Below are 24,089 nucleotides of genomic sequence, written 5' to 3'. Positions count from 1 at the left end.
GTTTCATTTGGTCCTGGCGGACTTCGGCGCGCAGAACGCTTGGTAGAGCGTCTTCAGCACTTCGCGTGCCGGCTCGCTCGCGATCGAATAGAAGATCGTCTGCGCCTCGCGCCGGGCAGACACCAGACCATCCTTGCGAAGGAGCGCAAGATGCTGGGACACCGTGGAGTCCCGCAGGCTCAGGAATTCGGCGAGCTCGCCCACCGACCGCTCGCCATCGATCAACTGGCAGATGATCAGCAGGCGATGCCGGTTGGCGAGTGCCTTCAGCAGCTCGCTCGCCTGATCCGCCGCCCGCTCCATGACTTCAACGTTCATCTTCATACTTGCGTATATACGCAATTACGAATATATAGTCAAGCGCTGCACGACAGTCGGAACTGAACCGGCGGAGCGGCTTGGTCCAACGGAGGTAACCCATGGCGGAAGTTGTCGTAATCGGAGCTGGTCTTAGCGGAACACTGATGGCCTATGAATTACTGCCGCAGTTGAGAAAGGAGGATCGCCTCAGCGTCGTCTCGCAAGGCGCCGTCTATCATTTCGTCCCATCCAATCCTTGGGTCGCAGTCGGCTGGCGCAAGCGCGAAGAGATCGAGATTGATCTGGCGGACGTCATGAAGCGCAAGGGCGTACGACTGCTGACGCAGGGCGCAAGGCGCGTCCACCCGACCGAGAACCGTGTCGAGCTCGGCGACGGCACGTCGATCGACTACGATTACCTGGTCGTCGCGACCGGCCCCGAACTGGCGTTCGACGAGATTCCGGGTCTCGGGCCCCAAGGCCATACCCAGTCAATCTGCCACGTCGATCATGCCACGCATGCGCGCGAGGCCTTCGAGAAGCTCGCGGCGAACCCCGGCCCGGTCGTCATCGGCGCCGTGCAGGGCGCCTCCTGTTTCGGGCCGGCCTACGAATTCCTCTTCATCCTGGAAACGGAGCTGCGCCGGCGAAAGCTGCGCGACCGGGTCCCGATGACGTTCGTCACCTCGGAGCCCTATATCGGCCATCTCGGTCTCGACGGCGTCGGGGACACCAAGGGTCTCCTGGAAAGCGAGATGCGGGAGAAGCACATCAAGTGGATCACCAACGCCCGCGTCGACAACGTCGCCCCCGGCCTGATGTCGGTGGAGGAGTTCGCCGACGACGGCTCGTCTCGCAAGGCCCACGAGCTGCCCTTCGCCTATTCGATGATGTTGCCCGCCTTCCGCGGCGTCGAGGCGGTGCGCGGCATCGAGAAGCTGACCAACCCACGTGGCTTCGTCGTCGTCGACAAGCACCAGCAGAATCCCGCCTTTCCCAACGTTTTCGCGGTCGGCGTCTGCGTCGCGATCGCGCCGGTCGGTGCGACGCCGGTGCCGGTCGGCGTTCCCAAGACGGGCTTCATGATCGAATCCATGGTGACGGCGACGGCGATGAACATCGGCGCCCTGCTTCGCGGCAAGGCGCCCACGGCACAGCCGACCTGGAACGCGATCTGCCTCGCCGACTTCGGCGACTCCGGCGTCGCCTTCCTTGCGCAGCCGCAGATCCCGCCGCGAAACGTCAATTGGTCCTCCAAGGGCGAATGGGTGCATCTCGCCAAGGTCGCCTTCGAGAAATACTTCCTGCGCAAGATGCGGCGCGGCGAGAGCGAACCGTTCTACGAGCGTTTCCTGCTCGACCGGCTGAACATCGCCAAGATCAAGGAGGTCCGAACCGGCACATGAGCACGACACGCCAGATCGTCTGCGGACATTGCGGGCGCATCAATCGCCTGCCGACCGAACGCGCACCGCACGGTGCGCGCTGCGGCGCCTGTCACCAGCCGATGTTCACCGCTCATCCGATCGAGGTGGACGAGGAGGCCTTCAGCCGCCATGTCGCGAGCAGCGACATTCCCGTGCTGGTCGACGTCTGGGCACCGTGGTGCGGCCCGTGCCGCGCCATGGCACCGATGTTCGAGCGCGCCGCGCAGCAGCTGGAGCCGAACGTCCGGCTGTTGAAGCTCAACTCGGACCATGCACCTGCACTGTCGTCGCGCCTCAACATCAGCGGCATCCCGACCCTGCTGTTGATGCGCGGCGGCCGCGAGATCGCCCGCCATTCCGGCGCGATGGATGCGCGCAGCATCGTCGCCTGGACCGAATCCAACCTGACCCGTTCGTAAGTCGCCAGATAAAAAGGAGCCTGTCATGAATGTCGATAAAGCCGTCCTCGCCTTTGCGGGATTCGTCGTCCTGCTCGGTCTCGTACTGGGCACCTATGTGAATGCGTATTGGTACCTGCTGACGGCGTTTGCCGGGCTGAACATGTTGCAGGCCTCGTTCACCGGCTTCTGCCCGGCGGCGATCGTGTTCAAGAAGCTGGGCCTGAGCAGCGGTTGCGCGTTCTCCTGAACGCGCAACCCGGCCTGTGATGCGGGGGAATTTGCCATGACCGACGACGCCTTCATCGAGGGACCTCTCTACGAGAAGCGGAGGAAGGTCTATCCGCAGTCGGTCCACGGCCCTTTCCGCCGCATCAAATGGGCGATCCTCTGCGTCACGCTCGGGACCTACTATCTGTTGCCGTTCGTGCGCTGGGATCGCGGACCCGGCCTGCCCGACCAGGCCGTGCTGATCGACTTCCCGCATCGGCGCTTCTACTTCTTCTTCATCGAGCTGTGGCCGCAGGAAGTCTACTACTTCACCGGCCTGCTGATCATCGCGGCCATGACGCTGTTCCTGATGAACGCGGTCGCCGGCCGGCTGTGGTGCGGCTACCTGTGTCCGCAGACCGTGTGGACCGACCTGTTCTATGCGGTCGAGCGCTGGGTCGAAGGCGACCGGCGCGAGCGCATGCAGGGCGACAAGCGTTACTGGACGTTCGATCACATCCGGAAGGTCGCACTCAAGCACTTCCTCTGGATCATGATCGCATGGTGGACCGGCGGCGCCTGGGTGCTCTATTTCGCAGATGCGCCGACGCTGGTGAAGGAGCTTGCGACCGTCCAGGCGCCCTTCATCGCGTATCTCTGGATCGGCATTCTCACCGCCACCACCTACGTCTTCGCCGGCCACGCCCGCGAGCAGATGTGCATCTACATGTGTCCATGGCCGCGGATCCAGGCGGCGCTGACCGACGAATGGGCGCTCAACGTCACCTATCGCCGCGACCGCGGCGAGCCGCGCATGTCGGTGAAGAAGGCGGATGCTGCCCGCGCGCAGGGCAATCCCGCCGGCGATTGCGTCGACTGCCATCAGTGCATCAACGTCTGTCCGACCGGCGTCGACATTCGTCACGGCATCCAGCTCGGCTGCATCCAGTGCGGCCTGTGCATCGATGCCTGCGACAACGTCATGAGCGAGATCGGACGGCCCAAAGGCCTGATCGGCTACGACACCGACATCAACATGCAGCGCCGGCGCGAAGGCAAGCCGCCGATCTACCGCATCATCCGTCCGCGCACCCTGGTCTATGCCGCAGCCATCGCCGTCGTCGGCAGCATCATGCTGTATACGCTCGCCACGCGCGCGACGATGGACGTCAACGTGCTACACGAGCGCAATCCGCTGTTCGTCCAGCTCTCGGATGGCGGTGTCCGCAACGACTACACCGTCCGCATCCTCAACAAGGGCCCGCAACGATCGTTCGCGCTCGAAGTCTCGGGCCTGCCCGGCGCGACCCTTCGCGTTGCGGGCATCGCACCGAGTTCCGACGGCAAGCCCGTGGTCGAGGTCGGGCAGGATCAGACCAGCGAAGTCCGGCTGTCGGTGCAGGTCGGCCCGGCCGATCTGCCGAAGACCTCGCGCGACATCGATATCGCGATCACCGACACGGTCAGCGGCGAACGCGCGGGTGCCCGTGACCATTTCGTCCCGGGTGACAAATAGCCACCCGGTGAGACATCGCCGGCACAGGGGAGGAATGGACGGCCAGGCCGCTCACGACCGCAACTGGAGACGCCAGGCGTCCGCCAACTCAAGCGAACAGCCGCCGCTCCCGCGCCAGCGCAGGTCGGGTCGGAATGGCATCGCAGTCCCGCACCTCGTTCGTGATCACCTTGAAGCGCACGAGTTCCGCCTGGCCAAAGGCGGTCGAAATGGCGACGTCGGCTGCATCCCTGCCGCGTGCGATCACGACGCGGCCGATGCGGGGATGATTGTGGCGCGCGTCGAACGTGTACCAACGTCCGCCGATGTAGGCTTCGAACCAGGCGCTGAAATCCATCGGCGCCGGATCCGGCGGCACGCCGATATCGCCGAGGTAACCGGTACAGTAACGGGCCGGGATGTTGATGCAGCGGCACAAGGTGACGGCGAGGTGCGCGAAGTCCCTGCAAACTCCGATACGCTCCTCGTGGCCTTCGGAAGCCGTCCGGTCGCTTCGCGCAAATTGATAGCCAAACTTGATATGGCCGTGAACATAATCGCAGATCGCCTGGACGCGGTGCCAGCCGCCGCTGATGCGGCCGAACGTCGACCAGGCCAGCTCCGTCAGGCGCTGGGTGTCGCAATAGCGACTGCCGAGAAGATACACCAGCGCTTCGTCGGGCAGCCGGTCCAACGGGATCTGTTCGGCTTGAGGCGCAACCTCGTCGGGCAACCCGCTATCCTCGATGATGAACTCGTTTCGAATGTTGATCTGACCGACAGGGGCGACGAGCCGCGTGCAGACGTTGCCGAACCCATCCTTGTAGTCCCTGAGCGCAACGTTCGGCGACACCCGGATGGCATGGTCGGTCAGAAGGTCGCCTTGCCTTGACGGATGAACGGTCAGCATCAGCACCATCGGCACGTCCTGAAAACAGTTGAACGCAATGTCGTAGCCTGCCCGGATCCTCAAGATCGTGTCCTCTCGCATCGCCATTGATGTCGATCGACAAGCCCCTTGGGGAACATTGGTTCCGCGTGCGCTACCGCGAACCTGCTGAAATGCAAGGCACTTGTGCGGTGTGCACACACAATTGGGCTCTTGGAACCGACGCAGAAGCAGGCTCATATGGTGCGAGCCTGAGTACAACAGATGCCCCTCTATTCCGTCCACCACAGCACGACCTACCGCTACCGGCAGCCCGTCAGACTTGGACAGCACCAGTTGCTGTTTCGTCCGCGCGACAGCTTCGATCAGCGTCTGCTCGCATGCCGACTCGCAGTGCGCCCCGAACCGTCGGAAATCCGCTGGATCCACGATGTGTTCGGCAATTGCATTACCCTCGTCGATTTTACCGCCCGGACCGACGTGCTGGAATTCGAGACCACGATCCGGCTGGAGCACACACCCGAGAACGCGCCGGATTTCCGGATCGAGCCATACGCCCGCGAGCATCCGTTCGCCTACGACGAGACCGAGTTGCCGGATCTTGCACCGTACATGCTCCGGCATCATCCCGGCGACGTCGCCGTCGACGACTGGTTGTCGAAATTCATTGCACCCTCGGCGAGCCGGCCGACGGGGCAACTGCTGATGACGCTCAACGAAGCGATCGCCGAAGGCTTCTCCTATCGGAGGAGAACCTCGCACGGCACGCAAACCCCCGCCGAAACGCTCGAGCTGCAGCAGGGAACTTGTCGCGATTTTGCCCTGCTGATGATGGAGGCCGCCCGATCGCTCGGTTTTGCGGCCCGCTTCATCACCGGTTACGTCTACGTGCCGGACCGCGACGGGCCGGCACGGCTGGGCGGGGGCTCGACCCACGCATGGTGCTCGATCTATGTGCCGGGCTCGGGCTGGGTCGAGTTCGATCCGACCAACGGGATTGTCGGAAACCGCGATCTGATCAGGGTCGGAGTTGCTCGCACGCCGGCGCAGGCGATTCCGCTCTCGGGGTCCTACTGGGGGGAGGCGGACGACGAACTCGGAATGGAGGTCGCGGTCAACGTGAAGACGGAGACCGGGCCGGAGCCCGAGGAGACGGGCACGGCGGCACCCGATCGGGCTGCGGTATCCTCAACGGGACGCTAACAGGACCGCTCGAATTGATTCTGCGGCCCAACGCTATTTTTCCAATCTTTGCGCTAAGGATGATCCTGCTGGGACGGGCTTTGCCTGCGTAGACGGGGACGACGGACGTGGTCGACATCGCGCATCAGACAGCGATCAATCCGGCATCGGCAAGGGATGCCGGCGCCGCGCGCGCGCTCGTTCCGCTCACGGCGGTCGACCCCGGCCAGTGGCGCGCACTCGCGCAGCGCGCGGTCGAGCCGAACGGATATTACCTGCCCGCCTGGGAGCTGGCTGTCAGTGCGACCGCACGCGGCCGCAGCAATGCCTCGGCCCTGCCGGCATTCGATGGATCTTCGACGCGGCTGATCGGACTGATGCCGGTCATCTCGCTCTGGCGCGCCTGGAAGATCCCCCTGCCCGCGCTGGCGAGCGCGCATCCCTACGGCACGCTGTGCAGCCCGCTGATCGACGGCGATGCGCCGATCGAGGCCGCCACGCAGCTGTTGCAGCAGGCGCGCGAGGCCGGTGCGCATGCGCTCGTGCTGACCGACGTCGCGCTCGACGGTGCGGCGATGAATTCGCTGAAGCAGGTCCTGGATCGCGCCGGCCTGAAGCCGCGAATCCTCTCCTCCTACATCCGCGCCAGCCTCGATGCGACACAGGATGGCGAGACGCTGCTGCGCGAGGCGCTCGGCGCCAAGAAGCTCAAGGAGCTGCGGCGCCAGCGCCATCGCCTGGAGGAGCACGGGCCCGTCATGTTCGAGGTCGCGCGCAAGCCCGACGAGATCGGGCCGGCGCTCGAGACATTCCTGCAGCTCGAAGCCGGCGGCTGGAAGGGCAAGCGCGGCACCGCGCTGATCCAGCATGCAGGCGATGCGGCCTTCATCCGCGGCGCCGTCCCCGCGCTGGCAGAGACCGCGCAATGCGAGATCGTCACGTTGCGCGCCGGCACCACGGCGGTCGCCGCCGGCATCGTGCTGCGCCACCAGGACCGTGCCTTCTTCTTCAAGCTCGGCGTCGACGAACGCTTCGCAAAATATTCGCCGGGCGTGCAGCTCACCCTCGAGCTCACCCGCCACCTCTGCGCCGATCCCGCCATCGCCAGCGCGGACTCGACGGCGAGCGCCGATCACCCCATGATCAATCCGATCTGGCGCGGACGCTTCGCGATCGGTGACGTGCTGATCCCGCTGCGCCGGCACGATCCGGTCGTGACGCTGGTTCACGCGGCGGTCGCGGCGCACGGCATCGCGTATGCAGCGGCGCGCCGCGCAGTTCGTCTACTTCGCAAATAGACCAGCTACTCCGCCGCCTGCGCGTTGATCTCCGCCGAGACCTGGCGGATGGCGCGCGCGAGCAGGTTCGGATCCTGCGCGCCGGAGACGGCGTATTTCTGCGCGAAGACATAGGTCGGAACGCCGGAGATGCCCTTCTCGGCGGCTTCCTGCGCATCGGCCGAGACGCGCGCCACGTCCTCGTCGGTGGCGAGGCGCTTGCGCACGTCGTCGGCATCGAGACCGACATCGGCGGCCGCCTGCACCAGCACGTTCACGTCGGTGAGATCGCCGCCATCGCGGAAGTACAGCTCCATCAGGCGCTGCTTCATCTCTGGCGCCTTGCCGATCGCTTCGGCCCACAGGATGAGGCGATGGCAGTCGGTCGTGTTGGGCTGGCGCGCCACCAGCTCGGGCTTGTAGACGAGACCCTCCTCGCCCGCGGCCGCGACGACGCGCCCCGCAATGCCCTTATAGGCCTCGACCGAGCCGAACTTCTGGGTGAGATAGTCCTCGCGGCTGATGCCCTCGCGCGGCACCCAGGGATTGAGGAAGAAGGGACGGAAATTGAGCTTGACGGGAACGTCGGGCACGAGCGCCAGCGCGCTCTCGATCCGGTGCTTGCCGATATAGCACCAGGGGCACACCACGTCGGAGACGACGTCGATCTGGAGCGGTTTCAGCGTGCTCATGTCAGGCGCCTCCTTCGGGCAAGTCACGGGTTCGCCCAAAGATAAGCAGAACCCGCCCCGAGGCAAGAGCGCTAGGTCATGGCTGCCGCGATCTGCTTCAGCCGTTCGGCCGTGCGCTCGTCCGCCGGAAAGAACGTCTCCAGCGCCAGCTCCGACAAGGTGATGTCCACGGGCGTGCCGAACACCATGGTGGTGGAGAAGAAACTAAGTATCTCGCCCTCGTGCCGCAGCTTGAAGGGGATGGCGACATTGTCGCTCGACAGCGGCGCCGAACGCGCCGGAATGGGATAGCTCTTCAAATCATTGTAGAGCTTGATCAGCTCGGGATCGGCCGTGGCCTCGCATTGGCGGTGCAGCCGCTCCAGCAGATGGCCGCACCATTCCGCGAGATTGACCGTGCGGGGCGCCAGCGCCTCGGGATGGAAGGCCAGCCGCAGCACGTTGAGGGGCTGGCCGAGCAGATGCGGCGGGACGCCTGCGAGCAGCGGCGGCACCATGCGATTGGCGGAGACCAGGTTCCAGTGCCGGTCCACCGCAAGCGCGGGGTTGGGCTCATGTGCTTTGAGCACCAGGTCGATCGCCCGGCGGGCTGATTTCAAGGCGGGATCCTCCAGCGTGCGCTGCGGGAACGCCGGCGCGTAACCGGCGGCGACCAGCAGCACGTTGCGTTCGCGCAAGGGCACGTCGAGGCGCTCGGCGAGCCTCAGCACCATGTCGCGCGAAGGCGCCGCACGGCCGGTCTCGACGAAGCTCAGATGCCGCGCCGAGATCTCGGCTTCGCCCGCGAGATCGAGCTGGCTCATGCGGCGGCGCTGCCGCCATTCGCGCAAATGGTCGCCGATATGGACCGGCTGGCTGCGTTCGGTACGTGCCGTGGAAGCATGTGCGTTCATGGTCGAAAACCTAGCATGCGGATTTCGGCCCTTCCATTACCCGCGAGGTAATCGAATTGGGGCGCGGCCGCGCGCATCTTTGATCGCAACAGGAGATGACCATGATCGCACTGCTGCTCTACCGCACCGTTGCAGACCACGTCCTGCCCTGGGCCATGGCATTCGCAACCCGGATGCTGGCGCGCAGCCTCAACATGCCGGAGCCGCTGGTCCATTCGACCGGCGACTATGTCGTCGCCCGGGTCATCGCCTTCGAGCACGGCGTCGGCAGGAGCCTCTGCCCGTTCCGCCTCGCCCGCCTGCTCCGCGCCTGGTGGCGCGGTCGGCGTTGAGTTCCACCCCGAGCCCACCCCAACCCAGGAGCCCCCAAGATGATCGAAGCCTCCACCTTCCTGCGCCGCGCACTTCTCGCCGACGCCGTCTTCAGCGGCATCGCCGCGCTCGGCTTCACCTTCGGTGCAGGCGCGTTCGCGACACTGTTCAATCTGCCCGAAGCATTGCTGCTCGAAGCCGGCCTGTTTCTGATCGCCTACACCGCGCTGGTCGGCTGGCTCGCCTCGCGCGCTTCCGTGCCGAGACGGCTCGTCCTGCTGGTCGTCGTTGGCAATGCGGCCTGGACGGTCGGCAGCATCGCCCTGCTGCTCTCTGGCGCGGTGTCACCGAACCTCGCCGGCGAGCTCATGGTTGTGGCGCAGGCGATCGCGACCGGCGTGTTCGCCGAGCTGCAATATGTTGGATTGCGCAGGAGTGCGGGTGTCGCGGCGGCGTGACCTTCTCGTGCCCCGGACGCACTGCAGCGTGCAACGCTGCGGCGCAGAGCCGGGACCCAGCACCGCATGCCGCGCCGATGCGTGGGCCCCGGCTCTGCAGCGCTTCGCTCCCGGGGAGCGCTGCGCTGCGTCCGGGGCACGAGAGCGACGCATTGTCGCCGCTGCGCTCGCCATGACGACGAAAGGTGCATTTGCTTCGCCTCTCCGCTGAAATCAGAATCGCAGACGCGCGCTTCCCTTCTCGCGGCGGATTTCGCCCGAGCTTTGCTTCGTTGCTTGCGCCTTTCGATTGCCGGAGGGCGCAGGGAAGACCGGGCGCCGGCGGCACCCGAGTCCGTGTACAAGGAAATGCACACGGGGTGGACCACAGGTGTTGCCGGTCGCCCGGCCTTCCCTGCGCGGATGGTTTTAACGGTGTCCTTCGTGCTCTCCTCGGGGAGCGTTGCACTATTGCCCCCGTCGCCTTACGGCTTTCTCTGATGCGCGCACCCGGTTGGGCCGCCGCATCACCGCAAGCCTTGACGCCAGAACCCCGGGCGTCGGGACCACACGACTTCTCCGTCCGCGGACGATTTGGCCTCAGCGCCCGGGGCTTAGTGTGCGCACCCCAGACCATCGACCAAACCGCTGTGACCGCGCCGTGTCGTATGCGCATCGCCTGAGACTCACGGTTGCCCGCCCTGTCCTCACGCAAATCGCGCCGGCGCTACCGCGTCCACCGCACCCCGGCCCGCATCTCGTGACGATCGCGAAGCGCCCCTCTGGCAGGGTCGGGATGGCGGACATATGCCATAAATCCGAAATTCGGAAAAGCGATATATTTTCGTACGACGAGATTGACAGACTTTAGGTGTTTTGCCCGACGCCTCGCCGTTCCGCTATTGGGACAAGCCCCGCGACGAAGCAACGACCGAGGAGCGGTAGAGCACCAATCCTCATGGGAGCCATCACATGACCGGTATCGTCGCAACTTCGTCCGAAGAAGCCGTTGCTTCTACGGTCACTAAGACCCCTACCGAGCAGCTTTACACGCCCCCGGCAAAAGGACGCAGCCGGTTCCATCTGGTAGAAACTTCAAAAATTTCGTGCCATGGTTGTTAGTGGGAGGTAACAACCATGACCGACAGTTACGAGTCGCTAGCGCGACGGCGGATGCATCCGAAGCTTCGTGTCTTGGCCAACAGCGATGCGCGAGTGAACGCTGCCAAAGCTGAAATACAGGGCTGTCTCAAGGTGACCTCCACCCTCGCCGCACAGGCTCCGAGCCTCGGAGCCGCAGTTGCACCCGGGCAGATTTCCAAAAGTAAAACCGCGGTCAAAGACCTGAATACCGCCGACCGGCGCGAAAATGTCGAGGTGAATGTTTTCGTCCGCTCGACCGAGCCTTTAAAACCGGGACCGCACGTTCGCGCTCAAGGCCGGCTCGCCGCAATGCGGCTCGGGCTTGAGGAGATCGAGAACCTCGCCGGCGACGCCAATATCGTCATCATCGAGCCGGCGGAGACTTTGAAACCGCCGCGGCCGCTCAAGGGCAGCGCGACCACCAGTACCCCGACGGCTCGCGTGGTCGCCAACGAACGCAAGAAACATGGTGACGGTGCCGGCGTCATCATCGGGGTCATCGACGTCGAAGGATTCGATTGGGACCATCCCGATTTCCAGGACCAGGCCGGCAAATCGAGGTTCGTCAGCATCTGGGATCAGGGCGCTAAGAACGGCACGCCACCGACTGGGTTCGATTACGGCCGCGTCCTTACTTCCGCCGACATGGCGCAGGCGGTTGCGGGGGCCAAGCAGGTGCATGTGTCGCCGCATGATCTCGAGCCGCAGTCGCAGATGGTCGTCGGCTCGCACGGGACGCATGTGGCCAGCATTGCGGCCGGCAATAGCGGCGTTTGCAGCAAGGCCGACATCGCCGCAGTCCTAATTTCGCTTCCGGACGAAGACCTCGAGCGCAGAACCTCATTCTACGATTCGACGCGGCTGCTCGATGCCGTGATCTACCTGCTTGATCTCGCCGCCGGCCGACCGATCTCGATCAACATCAGCCTCGGAACCAACGGGCATGCGCATGACGGCTCAAGCGCACTCGATCGGTGGCTCGATGTCCTGCTCGCCGAACCCGGCCGATCGATCTGCATTGCGGCCGGCAATGCGGGCCAGGAACGACCCGAAGCTCCGGACGACCTCGGATACATGCTGGGCCGCATCCACGCCGGCTCGCGCATCGCGGCGCAGGGGCTCGATCACGACCTTGAATGGGAAGTGGTCGGAGACCGCATCAAGGATGCCTCGGAAAACGAGATGGAGCTTTGGTACGAACCGCAGGACCGCTTCGCGATCAGCGTCCGCCCGCCGGACGGAAAATGGATCGGGCCGATCGCGCCGGGCGAATTTCTGGAGAATTTCCAGCTCGCCGACCGCACCATGTTGAGCATTTACAACGAGCTGCATCATCCTGCGAACGGCGCCAACTACATCGCAGTCTACTTGACGCCCTTCATGGGTAACGTCGTGGTCGGCGTGAGGGCAGGAACCTGGCTCGTTAAGCTCCACGGTCTTGTCGTCCGCGACGGCCGCTTCCACGCCTGGATCGAACGCGACGATCCGGTCGATATCGGCGACGGCGCGCACTACTGGCCGTCGTTCTTCTCGCCGCGATCAAACGTCGATGCCTCCTCAGTGAGCGCGCTTGCCTGCGGCCAGCGCGTCGTCTCGGTGGCGAATCTCCACGAGGCGCGCCGCAGCGCGCATATCACATCGAGCCAGGGGCCGACCCGCGACGGCCGGCCCAAGCCCGACATCGTGGCACCCGGCACAGACATCGTCGCCGCGAACGGTTTCGGCGATCCGGCTGAGCCGTGGATACCCATGACTGGCACCAGCATGGCGAGCCCGTATGTGGCGGGCGTGATCGGATTGATGCTCGCAGTCGAGAAGACCCTCACGGCGGCGCAGATCCTCGGCATCCTCAAAGCGACCGCGCAACCGTTGCCGGGCGGCACGTTCGAATGGGTGAACGATTGTGGCTTCGGAGTGATCATGCCGGAAGCCTGCCTCAGGGAGGCGGGCCACGTCACGACCCGGCGCGACGCGAAGGATCGTTTCAAGGGGCACGTGTCATGAAGATCACGTTGCTGCCCTCGGAGAAGGGCGATTGCTTGCTGGTCGAATCCGACGACGTCGCGATCCTCGCGGATGGCGGCATGCCCGGCTCTTACGCGGCCGAGGTACGACCCTTTCTCGGACGCTTCGCTGCGGCCGGTGGCGAGCTCGATCTCGTGTATGTCTCGCATGTCGACCAGGATCACATCGCCGGCGTCCTGCAGCTCCTCGAAGACACGGTCCAGTGGCGCGTGCACAAGCACAAGGTCGCGAACAATCGGCCTTCGACCAAGCCCAAGTTTGATGAGCCGCCGGCCGTCAAGCGCATCTGGCACAATTCCTTCAAGGCACTGGTTCCGGAGAATGCCGGCGAAATCGGCACCATGCTGGCGGCGCGGGCCAACACTCTGTCGAGTTCGGGCAATCCCTCCGCGATCAAGCTTGCGGCCGCCTACAGCAACATCGCCAACTCCATCCCGGAGGCGATCAAGGTTTCGCGGCGCATTGCGGCCGATCAGCTCGACATCCCCTTGAACGGCGAGTTCAACCACCTGCTTGCCATGGTGCGTGGCAACAACGCCATCAAGCTCAAACCTGGAAGCAAGCTGTCGATCCGCGTCATCGGGCCATTCGAGAAGGATTTGGAGATACTCCGGGACTATTGGAATGCATGGCTGAAGGACGTGAAGAACGCCAATGCGGTAAGAAGCCTGAAGGAGTGGCTTGAAAATAACCGCGCGGGTCTTCCCGCCGGGACGCTCGGCCTGTCAATCGACGACGAGATTGGCCGGCGCGCGAAGGTCACGGAGCCGAATCTCGCCTCGCTCATGTTGCTGCTGGAGGAGACAAAACCCGGCGGCGGCGTCACGCGCGCCATCATGACCGGCGACGGCCACCACGAGGACGTCCTGGCCGGGCTGGAGCATCACGGCCTCCTCGCAAACGGCAAGGGACTTCATGTGGACCTGCTCAAGATCCAGCATCACGGCTCGGAGCACAACCTGGACCGGGATTTCGTCAAGCGTATCACCGCCGATCACTACGTTTTCTGCGCCAATGGAGAGCACGAGAATCCCGACCTGCGGATCATCGAGGTGCTGTTGAAGTCCCGCCTCGGAGAGGACGACGAGCTCTCGCCCAATCCCGAAGCCGGCCAGTCCTTTACGGTGTGGCTCAACTGCTCAAGCCAGTATCTCAAGAAGCAGATCGAAGCCAAGGAGGAAGCCGGCAAGTCGACCACGAAGCTGGAGAAATCGCTCGAGCATTTCCTGCTGGTCGAGGAGGCACTGGCAGAAGCGAAGGCCGAGAGCGGTGGCAAGCTCAAGGTGAAAACGCTGAAGGCCAATCCGCTTGTGCTGGAGATCTGATCGCTTCGCTACGCCTTGGCGCGACCGACCTTGCCGGCGAAGTGCTTGCCGTTCAGCTTCTTCTTTTTCGTCGACCCGACCTTCGCATCCACTTTCTCGGCCTTCTCGGCCCTCGCCTTCACCTTGGCGCGTTCGGCCCGCGCCTCGGCGCGCAGCTTCTTGCGCTTCTTCTCGCAGGAATCGCATTTGCAGCCGATCGGCTTCAGATAGGCTTTGAAATAGTCGGTGCCGTAATCGTAGTTGATCTCCTCGCCCGGCTCGATGTTCTTGATCGCGCGGATGAAGACCTTGCGCTCGCGCGGCCGGACGTCGGATTCGGCGTTGGGCCGGCAAGAATGGTTGATGTAGCGGGCGAGGTTCTTGCGCACCGACCCGTCGATGGTCCAGCGGCCGTTGAGCTCGAACAGATATTTGTTCTCGATCTCGTCCTGCTCGGGAATCCTGGAATCCAGGATCGGTCCGAAATAGCGGATGATCCGGGTGCCCTTCTTGATCGGCTTGGTGGCGAAGAGGCCGAGCCCGGTCTTGGAACGGCCGACGCGATAGGGTTTGTTCGAGGATGTGGCTGGCATGATCAGGAGTACGAAGGCGCGAACGAGGCTGGAGGAGCCCAAGCGAAGCCGCTCTTCTAGAACGATTCCGTGCCGCTGTCAGGTGCCTGGCGGTGCTGTTTGAACCTTGCCCACAATCAAGGCGTCTGATGGTACGAAGTTCCGGCTGCCTCGAAGTGTCATCATGATCCGCTTGACCGCCCCGTCGCTCACCGCGCTGCTGATCTGCGCCGGCCTCGGCTGCGCCAACGCCCAATCCGTGGGCAGCAGCTACACCTCGACGGCGCCGAAGGACTGCCGCCAGATCGGCAAGCCCAGCGACCTCGACGGCAGCACCACGCGGGTGTGTCCGGGCAAGGACGGACTCGTGGTGCTGATTGCCGAGGATGATCTGCGCGAGATCGTCTCCGTCGGCCGCAATCGCAGGCAAGCGGCGGAGGAACCGGCAGCCGACGTCTGGTTCGCGCCGTTCAACTCATCCGACAGCACCGTCGAATGGCGCACTGCCGGCGAAAAGCCGTTTGCGATCATCCAGCGCTGGCACATCGCGGACAACGCCGATCCCGACAAGCAGGGACGGCCGAAGACCAAGGCCATGCTGGTGGTGACCCGGCTGCCGCCGGGCCCGGTCTGCCACGTCGCCTATGTCGACGCGATCGCCAACCCGACCGCCAATGAGCTCGCTCGCAAGGCTGCGGACGATTTCGCCCGGGGCTTCACGTGCGGAAAGGACAAGGTGAAGATCATCGGCACGAGCGGGCGCGCCGTCGAGCTTGCGACGATGCGCTAGCCTCTCGCCCTGGCGCGACGATGGACGCCTCACAATGGCGAGAGTTGCGTTGGGATCAGGGGCCCGTCGGCTTGCCCGTGATCGGCGCCGTCAGCATCGCCTCGAGCAGGCGTTCGGCAGTCGTCCCCTCGGGCAAGCGACCGAGGATGTCCTCGAGCCGCCCGTCGAGCAGCAGCATCGTGAAGCCGTGCACCATCGACCAGGCGCGCGCGATCGCCGCGCCCTGGGTCAGCGTCAGCGCGTCTTCGCTGATCTGCTCCTGCCGCATCATGCCGATCGCATTGGCAAGCCCCGCGAAGGAGGCCTCGGCGGCCTCGTGCAGCGAGGGTCTCGAATAGTCCAGCCGCTCGGTGCGGAACATGATGCCGTACATGCCGGGATGCGCCTGCGCATAGGCGACATAGGCTTTCGGCCTCGCCAGCGCGCGTTCGAGCGGCGTCGTGGCGGCATCGCAGGCCGACGCCATCGCGGCGTTGAACTGGCGGAAGCCGACAGCGGCGAGCTCGCTGAGAAGCCCCGTGAGATCGCCGAAATGATGAGTGGGCGCGGCATGCGAGACGCCCGCCTCGCGCGCCACCGCGCGCAATGTCAGGCCGGCGAGCCCGTCGCGCTCGAGCACCCGTTCGGCGGCCCTGAGCAGCGCCTCGCGCAGGGCCCCGTGATGATAGGGTGTCTCGGTCCTCGCAGCCGCCGGGCGCCGCGCGGGACGCGCCTGCGCCTTCGCCGCCGACGATGTCTTTTTCGGAGTGCGCGGGTTACGCGCGGTTTCGCTCTTGCCCATGGGACAAGCTATATGACGCAATATTGACAGTGTAAAGATTTCGCTTGACCGGAACGGCAACCGGTACTACTTGATCTTTACGATGTAAAGATAGGGAGCAACGCCGTGGAGCAGGTCGCCGAGCGCCGCAACAATATCGCACCGATCCCATTCGAGGCCGACGCACCCTTCCTCAAGATCATCGGCGAATTGCCGCGCGAGCTGAACGGCACGCTCTACCGCAACGGTCCCAATCCGCAGTTCGAATCGCCTGGCGCACACTGGTTCGTGGGCGACGGCATGCTGCACGCCTTCCATCTCGAAAACGGCCGCGCCAGCTATCGCAACCGCTGGGTTCGCACGCCGAAATGGCTCGCCGAGCACGATGCCGGCCGGGCCCTGTTCGGCGGCTTCGGCCGCAAGCTGCCGGATGCACCGGCCAACCTCACCGATGGTGGCGTCGCCAACACCAACGTCATCTTCCATGCCGGCAAGCTGCTCGCGCTGGAAGAAGCGCACCTGCCCACGGAGATCGAGCCGGGCACGCTGGCGACGCGCGGCTATCACAACTATCAGGGCCACGTCGCCGGCAGTTTTACCGCGCATCCGAAGATCGATCCCGTCACGGGCGAACTGGTGTTCTTCGGCTACAATGCCGCGGGACCGTTGACGCCTGCCCTCTCCTACGGATCGATCGACGTAACAGGCAAGGCGACGCGCTTCGAGCGCTTCGAGGCGCCCTATGCCAGCATGGTGCACGATTTCATCGTCACCGAAAACCATGTGCTGTTTCCGATCCTGCCGATCACGGGCAGCATGGAGCGCGCGATGAGCGGACGGCCGCCCTATGCCTGGGAGCCGGACAAGGGCGCCTATGTCGGCGTGATGAAGCGCAGCGGCGCCGCCAAGGACATCGTCTGGTTCCGTGCCGAAGCCTGCTACATCTTCCACGTCATGAATGCGTGGGAAGACGGTGACCGCATCGTCGCAGACGTCATGCAGTTCGAGGAAGCGCCGCTGTTTCCGCATCCCGATGGCCGCCCCACCGATCCGGAGAAATCGCGGGCCCGCCACTGCCGCTGGACGTTCGATCTCGCAGGCAATACCGACCGCTTCCAGCAGACCTATCTCGACGATCTCACCGGCGAATTCCCCCGCATCGACGACCGCCGCGCCGGACTGAAAAACCGACACGGCTGGTATGCCTGCGCCAATCCGAAACTGCCGATGTTCGACGCGCTCTCCGGCGTCGTCCATGTCGACGGCAACGGAAGGCGGCTCGGCCATTATGCGCTGCCCGCCGGCGACACCATCTCCGAGCCTGTGTTCGTCGAGCGATCGAAAGATGCGGCCGAGGGCGACGGCTGGCTGCTGGCGGTGATCTGGCGGGCGCGCGAGAACCGCAGCGACCTCGCCGTGTTCAACGCCACCGACATCGAGGCCGGCCCCGCTGCATTGGTGCAACTCGGCCACCGCGTGCCCGACGGCTTCCACGGCAACTGGGTCGGGGCGGCGTAGCGGGCGGAACGACATCGCGAATGCAGAGATCTCCCATGTTCATGTCCCCGATCACCTCCCAGATCACCGTGGGCTGCTTCGTCCTCCTCGCCCTGACCGGCGCTGCGGGCGCATTCCAGATGATCCGGCTGCGGCGGAGCCGCCATACAGTCTTCAACGGCGGCATCTTGCTCAGCCTTGGTCTGTCGACCGGTGCCGCACTGCCACTCCTGCCCTGGGGCGAAATGGTCGAGATGGCATTGGACCAAGCCGTTGCCGTTCTTCAATTTCTGGAGGTCACTTACGTAATTTTGACGCTGTAAAGATTGCGCTTGACATTGCGTCGTGCACGCATCATCTATCTTTACATCGTAAAGATCGGCTTCACGAGGCGGCCCATGGCGATTTTCCTGACCCTCGCGCCCCAAGGCGCCTTCGCCTTCCTGATGCTGGTGACGTCAGCCGTGATCAGTGTGCTTGCGGCATTGGTAATCTGCTTCGCCACCGCTGCAATCGACGTCGCGCGCGGCCGCTCGGTCAAGATCCTGGCCTGGGCTCGGCGATCGTGTTGCTCAATGCCAATTACGTGATCACCGGCGCCTGGACCGCGGCCGCGCTGCTGCTGCTCTACGCCCCCGGCCTGCCGCTCTGGTCGAGCCTTCCGGTTGCTTTTGCCGCCCGGAACAGTGCGATATACTTCACAAAGTGGTATCCCGAGTATTGCCGGATCAAGTACGCTAGGCCTGCCCGCGCATTGCTCAGCGCACGCTGAACAGGATTGACGATGAAGGACGTATTCGCCCGCCTCGCCTCCGACCTCTTCTCCGCCATCCTCTTCCTGGTCATCTATCTCATCACCGACAACGTCATCCTGGCGACGTCTGTGGCGATCGCCGGCGCGTTCGCACAAGTGGTCTACGCCCGCATCAAGGGACAGCAGCTCAACTACATGACATATGCGAGCCTCGCGCTCGTCGTCGGATTGGGCGCGATCACGTTGCTGACCAATGATCCCCGCTTCATGCTGGCGAAGCCCGCGATCGCGCATTTCGCGATCGGCCTCATCATGCTCAAGCGCGGCTGGATGCTGCGCTACATGCCGCCGATCGTCACCGAGACCATTCCGGAATACGTGACGGCTGCGGGCTATGCCTGGGCCGTGCTGATGTTCGTCATCGGCGCCGGCATGATCGCTGTCGCATCGACCGGCGATTTGAAGCTGTGGGCGTTCTACCTCACCGTGGTCGCAGGCGGCGGCAAGATTCTGGCCTTTGCCGTTCAATATGTCGTTCTGCGCCTCATCGTCACCAGCCGCCGGCGTGCCGCCGCCCGCGCCTAAATGCCCTAAGTACGATGCGATTGGGATGAATCGTCATCGCGCTTTAGGTCGTTGTTTAAGCATGATCTTTTCGGAAAGCCGCTCCGCACTTTTCCGGGTCATGCTTTGGGGCAGGGTTAGGCAGGAGCTGCAAGTTGGGCTATAGCCTCGCTCCGGACGGGCCGCGGATCGTCGCGGACCGCCGGAATCTGTTCGGGAGACGGGAATGGCCGTGGACGGCAATTGGAATCTGACCATGACGACGCCGATGGGCGAACAGCAGGCGACGCTGAGCCTGAAGGCTGCGGGCGGCACGCTCACGGGCACGCTGGGCGCGCAAGGTAACACCACCGAGATCTTCGACGGCACCGCCTCCGGCGACAACGTCTCGTGGAAGGCCTCGATCGACAAGCCGATGCCGCTCACCCTCGAGTTCACCGGCACGGTCTCCGGCGACAGCATCAGCGGCGAGATGGGCATCGGCCCCATGGGCAGCTTCCCGTTCACGGGCGCACGGGCGTAACGCTCAGCTCAAATGAGCAGGCGTGGGCTCCGTCTCATCGCGGCGACGATCCTGTCTGTCGCGGCACAAGCAGCGCGCGCGGATGACACCGAACCGGCGTGGCGCGCGACCGCGCTCGCCCTGGTGCCGGCAGGCTATGTCGCCGGCACCGCCTATCGGACCGAGGGTTCGACCGGCTATCTCGCGGTCTATCCCGCGACATCGGACGATCCGAAGACACCGGGAAGCGTCCTTGCTGCGCGCCAGGCTCTGGTCGTCACGCTGACTTTGGACGCGATGCGGGCGACGTCAGCCGAGCTGCAGCCACGCACCGAGCCGAATCCCGACAACGACGACAGCGAGTTCGCCAGGCTGCACGCCGAGCTGGCCGCCAAGCGCGCGACGCTGCCTGCTGGCACCGAGCCCTGCGATCTCGGCGCCTGGTCGATCGACAAGGACCCTAGCGGCCTCAACGTGCGCGCCGAGCCGTCGGTCAAGGCGCGCGTGCTCGGCACCTTGCCGCCGCCCTACCGGCTCAAGCTCGGCGGCGCCGAGAACACGCCCGAGGGCGGCTGGCTGACCGAATTCCGCATCATCGGCTACAGGGACGGCTGGTTCCTGATCGAAGGCGCGAGGCCGCCGGGCAAGGATTACGAGGACGAGAAGCGATATCCGCGCAGCGCACCGAAGCCCTATGCCGGACGCGGCTGGATCGCCTCGAACAAGGTCGGCGCGGCCTATGCCAATGGCGGCACGCGCATGGGCGGACTGTTCCAGGCGCCCTTCGTCGATGCGAAATGGATGCCGGCACAGCGCGAGCTCGGCGGAGCGCTCGACACCGACGGCGGCCCGAGGCGCCTCTTGGCCTGCAGCGGCTTGTGGGGTCTCGTCGAGAGCCACGAAGGCGTCCGCGGCTGGTGGCGCGCGCTGTGCTCCAACCAGGTCACGAATTGCAGTTAACTAGGCGAGCGCGCCGCGACATTCTCTCCCTTGCCTTTTATGCAATTCAGGATTGTATCCGGGGATGACGCCCGGAGGCAACAATGTCCGATAGCATCGCGCGTTCAGCTCACCGATCAGTGTCCGCCGCGTTTGTCTGCACTCTCTTGGTAGTAACCATGCCGGTCGCGCGCGGCCAGCATTGGCCGCCGAAGATTACTCCGGAGGCAACGACCTGGAAGCCCGCCTCGATCTTTGAAAAAGACAGCAACGACGAGCCCAAGAAAAAGCCGCGCACGAACCTGAGCGGCGCAGCGTGCGTCCCGACCACGCCCAAATTCACGTCATGCCTGATTGCCAATGACGAGAAGAAATATGCGCAGTTCTTCTCGATTGAAGGCAACGTGCTCGTTCCAAAAGATCTCATCCGGCTGTCGGACGATGACGACGATCCCGATGCCGAGGGCGTCGCCTATGACGAGGGCTTCTTCTATGTGACCGGCTCGCATGGCCGAAGCCGACGCGGTGACGAGAAAAACCTGTCGAGCTACACCGTGTTTCGAATCGCCGTGGATCCGAAAACCGGAGTTCCCAAGACCAAGCCTAACGCCGAAACCGTCGAGGGCGTGGAAGCGAGCCCACGGCTGCGCAAAGTGCTCAAGAAAGACGACGACGTCGAGGCGTATTTCAACGAGCCGCTTGCGAAGGGCGGCATCAACATCGAAGGAATTGCGGTCAGGAACGGCCGCATGTACTTCGGGCTGCGAGGCCCGTCGGTGAAACGACGCGCCTACGTGGTCAGCGTCAATGCCGATGCGCTCTTCGTCAAGCACGACGATCTCAAGCCCACGACCACACCGCTCGAACTCGGCAAGGATACCGGGATTCGGGACCTCGCCGCGGTCCGCGACGGCCTCTTGATACTCGCGGGCCCGACGCGCGAAGAAGACGTTCCCTATACCGTCTGGCTGTGGGACGGCAGCAGCGAGACTGCGAAGCCCATGGCGACGCTCGATCTGAGCAAGGTGAAGCAAGGCGCCAAAGCGGAAATCCTGCTTCCTCTTGAGGAGGACGCCACCAGCATTCGCGTCCTCATCATGTTCGACGGTGTCGAAAATGGCGGCGCCGTCTCGTTCAGGATCAAGCGCTGAACGCACGTCCGCCGGCCAGGGACCGGCGGACGCAACCGGACCAGGTCAGCCCAAATTCAACTCCTTGAAGAAATCATTCCCTTTGTCGTCGATGATGATGAACGCCGGGAAGTCGACGACCTCGATGCGCCAGATCGCTTCCATGCCGAGTTCGGGATATTCGAGCACCTCGACCTTCTTGATGCAGTGCTCGGCGAGATTCGCGGCGGCGCCGCCGATCGAGCCGAGATAGAAGCCGCCGTACTTCTTGCAGGCCACGCGCACGGCCGGCGCGCGGTTGCCCTTCGCCACCATCACCATCGAACCGCCGGCGGCCTGGAACTGGTCGACGAAGGAATCCATGCGGCCCGCGGTGGTCGGACCGAACGCGCCGGAGGCGTAGCCTTCGGGCGTTTTGGCGGGACCGGCGTAATAGACCGGATGGTTCTTGAAATAGTCCGGCAGCGGCTCGCCCTTCTCCAGCCGCTCGCGCAGCTTGGCATGGGCGCTATCACGCGCGACGATCATGGTGCCGGTCATCGAGACGCGGGTCTTGATCGGGTATTTCGAGAACGTCGCCAGAATGTCCTTCATCGGCTGGTTGAGGTCGATCTTGACGACCTCGCCGCCGAGCGACTGCTCGACCTCAGGCAGGTACTGCGCCGGGTTGTGCTCGAGCTCCTCGAGATAGACGCCGTCCCTGGTGATCTTGCCGAGCACCTGGCGGTCGGCCGAGCAGGACACGCCAAGCCCGATCGGCAGCGATGCGCCGTGACGCGGCATGCGGATCACGCGGACGTCGTGGCAGAAATATTTCCCGCCGAACTGCGCGCCGACGCCGAGCGACTGCGTCATCTTGTGGATCTCCTTCTCCATCTCGACGTCGCGGAAGGCGTTGCCGTCGGGCGAGCCGTGCGTCGGCAGCGCATCGAGATAGCGCGCCGAGGCGAGCTTCACCGTCTTCATGCACAGCTCGGCCGAGGTGCCGCCGATCACGATGGCGAGGTGATAGGGCGGGCACGCGGCGGTGCCGAGCGTGAGGATCTTCTCCTTGAGGAAAGCGAGCAGCCGGTCCTTGGTCAGCACCGATGGCGTCGCCTGGAACAGAAAGCTCTTGTTGGCGGAGCCGCCGCCCTTCGCCATGAACATGAACTTGTAGGCGTCATCACCTTCGGCGTAGATCTCGCACTGCGCCGGCATGTTGTTGGCGGTGTTCTTCTCCTCGTACATCGAGAGCGGCGCGACCTGCGAGTAGCGCAGATTGCGACGCAGGTAAGCGTCGCGCGCGCCTTCCGACAGCGCGGCCTCGTCATCACCGTCGGTGATGACGTTGCAGCCCTTCTTGCCCATGATGATCGCGGTGCCGGTGTCCTGGCACATCGGCAGCACGCCGCCGGCCGCGATGTTGGCGTTCTTCAGGAAGTCGAGCGCAACGAACTTGTCGTTCGGGCTCGCCTCGCCGTCCTCCAGGATGGCGCGGAGCTGCTTCAGATGACCGGGCCGCAGGTAATGGTTGATGTCGCCAAAAGCCGCCTCCGACAGCGCCCGTAGCGCCTCGCGCGACACCACCAGCATGTCCTTGCCGAGCACCTTCTCGACCCTGACGCCCTCGGACGAAATCTTGTTGTAGGGCGTCTCGTCCTTGCCCAGCGGGAACAGCGGGGTGTGCTTGTAGGGCGGAACGGGCTTGGACTGGTCGGGGAAGGCGGTGGGAGCGTTCATGGGGCAAATCTCGGGGTTTTGGGGCCCTGGCGGGCTCTCAGCATAGAAGCGTTCTAAGCGCATTTTGGCCAGAAAAGAAAGGGAGCGGTGCGCATGGGAGAGGCAGGCCGGGCTGGGGAAGGCATTGGCACAGCTCGTGGAAATGCCTCTGCCCGCCCTTGCGCTTCGCGTCCGCCGACGCTTGAATGCGCGCCCTAAGGGGCTTTTCATCATGACATTGAAACTGAACGTCCGCGGCGCGATCCTGGTCGCCGCCGCCATTGCCGGTCTTGTGGCCCTCGCCTCACCCGCGCGCGCCGACCGCTGCGACGACAGCGCCAAGGAGCTGGCGAACCAGGTCGATCGCCTGAAGGTGAATTTCCGGGCGGCCAACGTCGTCTACATGACGCATCCGGCGGCCAAGGAACTGTCCGTCGCCTGCCGCGGCGACAAATATTCGATCGAGCTCTATGCCAAAGGCGATCGCAAGCCCAAGCCGGAGTTCTATGCGCTGGTCGGATCGATGGCCGCGATCGTCTTCACTGTGACGAAGGACGACACGACGACGGGCGCGACACGCTGCCTGAAGCGGATGGGTCTGCTCCGCGGCGACAAGGTCAGCATGCGCTATCGCCGGCTCAACATGGAATGCACCCGCAGCAAGACGGAGGCTTCCATCGCGATCACGCGCGGCAAGGACGAATAGGGCGGACTTCCTTTCGTTTCGCTGCCGATATGTATCTCATCCGCGCGGTGCAAACCGAGACGACGAGGCCTCGCCCCGTCATTGCGAGGAGCCCTTGCGACGAAGATTCCATGGGGTAGTGGATAGCGAGCAGGTCTGAGGCCAGACTGAGGTTGCATCCATTCAACCTGGAGACAATCGATGTTGCTCG

At 64.3% G+C, this 24,089-nt stretch carries 25 protein-coding genes and 1 pseudogene; 19 read left to right on the top strand and 7 right to left on the bottom strand.

Features of this window, described 5'->3' with window-relative positions; all coding sequences use genetic code 11:
- Window positions 1-3: 3 nt before the first annotated feature.
- Entirely contained in the window at window positions 4-303 is a 300-nt protein-coding gene (locus EDE08_RS22840) for an ArsR/SmtB family transcription factor (protein WP_502700634.1), read from the bottom strand.
- 116 nt (window positions 304-419) lie between these two features.
- Here EDE08_RS22840 and EDE08_RS22835 point away from each other — a divergent pair, with 116 nt between their 5' ends.
- From EDE08_RS22835 to ccoG, 4 genes are read left to right on the top strand one after another with little or no spacing between them, the layout of a single operon-like run.
- Window positions 420-1,706, top strand: a complete 1,287-nt coding sequence (locus EDE08_RS22835) for an NAD(P)/FAD-dependent oxidoreductase (RefSeq protein WP_131871344.1) — start codon at window positions 420-422, stop codon at window positions 1,704-1,706.
- Window positions 1,703-2,146 (top strand): thioredoxin TrxC, encoded by a 444-nt coding sequence (gene trxC, locus EDE08_RS22830; RefSeq protein WP_131871345.1) that lies wholly within the window; start codon window positions 1,703-1,705, stop codon window positions 2,144-2,146. Before EDE08_RS22835 ends, trxC begins: the two co-directional genes overlap by 4 nt.
- Before the next feature lie 25 nt (window positions 2,147-2,171).
- Window positions 2,172-2,375 carry a YgaP family membrane protein gene (locus EDE08_RS22825; protein ID WP_131871346.1) on the top strand — a complete coding sequence of 68 codons (204 nt, stop codon included), beginning with the start codon at window positions 2,172-2,174 and terminating at the stop codon, window positions 2,373-2,375.
- Window positions 2,376-2,411: 36 nt separating this feature from the next.
- On the top strand, window positions 2,412-3,851 hold the full coding sequence (gene ccoG / locus EDE08_RS22820) for a cytochrome c oxidase accessory protein CcoG (RefSeq protein ID WP_131871347.1): 1,440 nt from the start codon (window positions 2,412-2,414) through the stop codon (window positions 3,849-3,851).
- A gap of 88 nt (window positions 3,852-3,939) precedes the next feature.
- Here the strand turns inward: ccoG and EDE08_RS22815 are convergent, their stop codons facing one another.
- Window positions 3,940-4,803: a transglutaminase-like domain-containing protein gene (locus EDE08_RS22815; protein ID WP_131871348.1), complete on the bottom strand. Its 864-nt coding sequence runs from the start codon at window positions 4,801-4,803 to the stop codon at window positions 3,940-3,942.
- Window positions 4,804-4,983: 180 nt separating this feature from the next.
- Between EDE08_RS22815 and EDE08_RS22810 the strand changes: the two genes are divergently transcribed.
- The gene (locus EDE08_RS22810) at window positions 4,984-5,922 is read left to right on the top strand and encodes a transglutaminase family protein (RefSeq protein WP_131871349.1); all 939 of its coding nucleotides are present in this window, start codon (window positions 4,984-4,986) and stop codon (window positions 5,920-5,922) included.
- 107 nt (window positions 5,923-6,029) lie between these two features.
- Window positions 6,030-7,199, top strand: coding sequence for a GNAT family N-acetyltransferase (locus tag EDE08_RS22805; protein WP_131871350.1), 1,170 nt, complete (start codon window positions 6,030-6,032; stop codon window positions 7,197-7,199).
- Window positions 7,200-7,204: 5 nt separating this feature from the next.
- Here EDE08_RS22805 and EDE08_RS22800 read toward each other — a convergent pair whose 3' ends face one another.
- On the bottom strand, window positions 7,205-7,870 hold the full coding sequence (locus EDE08_RS22800; RefSeq protein WP_131871351.1) for a DsbA family oxidoreductase: 666 nt from the start codon (window positions 7,868-7,870) through the stop codon (window positions 7,205-7,207).
- A gap of 71 nt (window positions 7,871-7,941) precedes the next feature.
- Window positions 7,942-8,763: a helix-turn-helix domain-containing protein gene (locus EDE08_RS22795; RefSeq protein ID WP_131871352.1), complete on the bottom strand. Its 822-nt coding sequence runs from the start codon at window positions 8,761-8,763 to the stop codon at window positions 7,942-7,944.
- Between the two features lie 101 nt (window positions 8,764-8,864).
- Here EDE08_RS22795 and EDE08_RS22790 point away from each other — a divergent pair, with 101 nt between their 5' ends.
- The 4 genes from EDE08_RS22790 to EDE08_RS22770 all read left to right on the top strand — a co-directional run bounded on the left by EDE08_RS22790 (window position 8,865) and on the right by EDE08_RS22770 (window position 14,005).
- Window positions 8,865-9,095, top strand: coding sequence for a hypothetical protein (locus tag EDE08_RS22790; RefSeq protein ID WP_124163159.1), 231 nt, complete (start codon window positions 8,865-8,867; stop codon window positions 9,093-9,095).
- 39 nt (window positions 9,096-9,134) lie between these two features.
- The gene (locus EDE08_RS22785; protein ID WP_131871353.1) at window positions 9,135-9,533 is read left to right on the top strand and encodes a hypothetical protein; all 399 of its coding nucleotides are present in this window, start codon (window positions 9,135-9,137) and stop codon (window positions 9,531-9,533) included.
- A gap of 1,431 nt (window positions 9,534-10,964) precedes the next feature.
- On the top strand, window positions 10,965-12,659 hold the full coding sequence (locus EDE08_RS22775; protein ID WP_245524864.1) for a S8 family serine peptidase: 1,695 nt from the start codon (window positions 10,965-10,967) through the stop codon (window positions 12,657-12,659).
- Entirely contained in the window at window positions 12,656-14,005 is a 1,350-nt protein-coding gene (locus EDE08_RS22770) for an MBL fold metallo-hydrolase (protein ID WP_165936114.1), read from the top strand. The genes EDE08_RS22775 and EDE08_RS22770 overlap by 4 nt, the downstream gene beginning before the upstream one ends.
- Window positions 14,006-14,013: 8 nt before the next feature.
- Here the strand turns inward: EDE08_RS22770 and EDE08_RS22765 are convergent, their stop codons facing one another.
- On the bottom strand, window positions 14,014-14,577 hold the full coding sequence (locus EDE08_RS22765) for an SET domain-containing protein (protein WP_131871356.1): 564 nt from the start codon (window positions 14,575-14,577) through the stop codon (window positions 14,014-14,016).
- A gap of 163 nt (window positions 14,578-14,740) precedes the next feature.
- Here EDE08_RS22765 and EDE08_RS22760 point away from each other — a divergent pair, with 163 nt between their 5' ends.
- On the top strand, window positions 14,741-15,346 hold the full coding sequence (locus EDE08_RS22760) for a hypothetical protein (protein ID WP_165936113.1): 606 nt from the start codon (window positions 14,741-14,743) through the stop codon (window positions 15,344-15,346).
- 55 nt (window positions 15,347-15,401) lie between these two features.
- Here the strand turns inward: EDE08_RS22760 and EDE08_RS22755 are convergent, their stop codons facing one another.
- A complete protein-coding gene (locus EDE08_RS22755; protein ID WP_131871357.1) occupies window positions 15,402-16,127 on the bottom strand; it encodes a TetR/AcrR family transcriptional regulator in 726 nt (241 codons plus the stop codon).
- A 105-nt stretch (window positions 16,128-16,232) separates the two neighbouring features.
- Here EDE08_RS22755 and EDE08_RS22750 point away from each other — a divergent pair, with 105 nt between their 5' ends.
- The 7 genes and pseudogenes from EDE08_RS22750 (at window position 16,233) to EDE08_RS22720 (ending at window position 21,513) form a co-directional block, all read left to right on the top strand.
- Entirely contained in the window at window positions 16,233-17,624 is a 1,392-nt protein-coding gene (locus tag EDE08_RS22750) for a carotenoid oxygenase family protein (RefSeq protein WP_131871358.1), read from the top strand.
- A 35-nt stretch (window positions 17,625-17,659) separates the two neighbouring features.
- A complete protein-coding gene (locus tag EDE08_RS22745; protein WP_245524863.1) occupies window positions 17,660-17,926 on the top strand; it encodes a hypothetical protein in 267 nt (88 codons plus the stop codon).
- A 75-nt stretch (window positions 17,927-18,001) separates the two neighbouring features.
- Window positions 18,002-18,375: pseudogene (locus tag EDE08_RS22740) on the top strand (hypothetical protein).
- Window positions 18,376-18,387: 12 nt separating this feature from the next.
- Window positions 18,388-18,942, top strand: a complete 555-nt coding sequence (locus EDE08_RS22735) for an inner membrane-spanning protein YciB (protein ID WP_131871359.1) — start codon at window positions 18,388-18,390, stop codon at window positions 18,940-18,942.
- A 205-nt stretch (window positions 18,943-19,147) separates the two neighbouring features.
- On the top strand, window positions 19,148-19,444 hold the full coding sequence (locus EDE08_RS22730; RefSeq protein ID WP_131871360.1) for a hypothetical protein: 297 nt from the start codon (window positions 19,148-19,150) through the stop codon (window positions 19,442-19,444).
- 12 nt (window positions 19,445-19,456) lie between these two features.
- Window positions 19,457-20,383 carry an SH3 domain-containing protein gene (locus tag EDE08_RS22725; RefSeq protein ID WP_131871361.1) on the top strand — a complete coding sequence of 309 codons (927 nt, stop codon included), beginning with the start codon at window positions 19,457-19,459 and terminating at the stop codon, window positions 20,381-20,383.
- Window positions 20,384-20,541: 158 nt separating this feature from the next.
- Window positions 20,542-21,513 carry a DUF3616 domain-containing protein gene (locus tag EDE08_RS22720; protein ID WP_165936112.1) on the top strand — a complete coding sequence of 324 codons (972 nt, stop codon included), beginning with the start codon at window positions 20,542-20,544 and terminating at the stop codon, window positions 21,511-21,513.
- 45 nt (window positions 21,514-21,558) lie between these two features.
- Here EDE08_RS22720 and EDE08_RS22715 read toward each other — a convergent pair whose 3' ends face one another.
- Entirely contained in the window at window positions 21,559-23,214 is a 1,656-nt protein-coding gene (locus tag EDE08_RS22715) for a fumarate hydratase (RefSeq protein WP_131871363.1), read from the bottom strand.
- Window positions 23,215-23,425: 211 nt separating this feature from the next.
- On the opposite strand from EDE08_RS22715, the gene EDE08_RS22710 reads away from it, so the two are divergent.
- The gene (locus EDE08_RS22710) at window positions 23,426-23,899 is read left to right on the top strand and encodes a hypothetical protein (RefSeq protein ID WP_131871364.1); all 474 of its coding nucleotides are present in this window, start codon (window positions 23,426-23,428) and stop codon (window positions 23,897-23,899) included.
- The last annotated feature ends 190 nt before the right edge of the window (window positions 23,900-24,089 follow it).

The sequence above is a fragment of the Bradyrhizobium sp. R2.2-H genome (genome assembly GCF_004346455.1).
Lineage (GTDB): Bacteria > Pseudomonadota > Alphaproteobacteria > Rhizobiales > Xanthobacteraceae > Bradyrhizobium > Bradyrhizobium diversitatis.
Note: the sequence above shows the minus strand (reverse complement) of the source record. Positions and strands in the feature narration are given on the sequence as shown.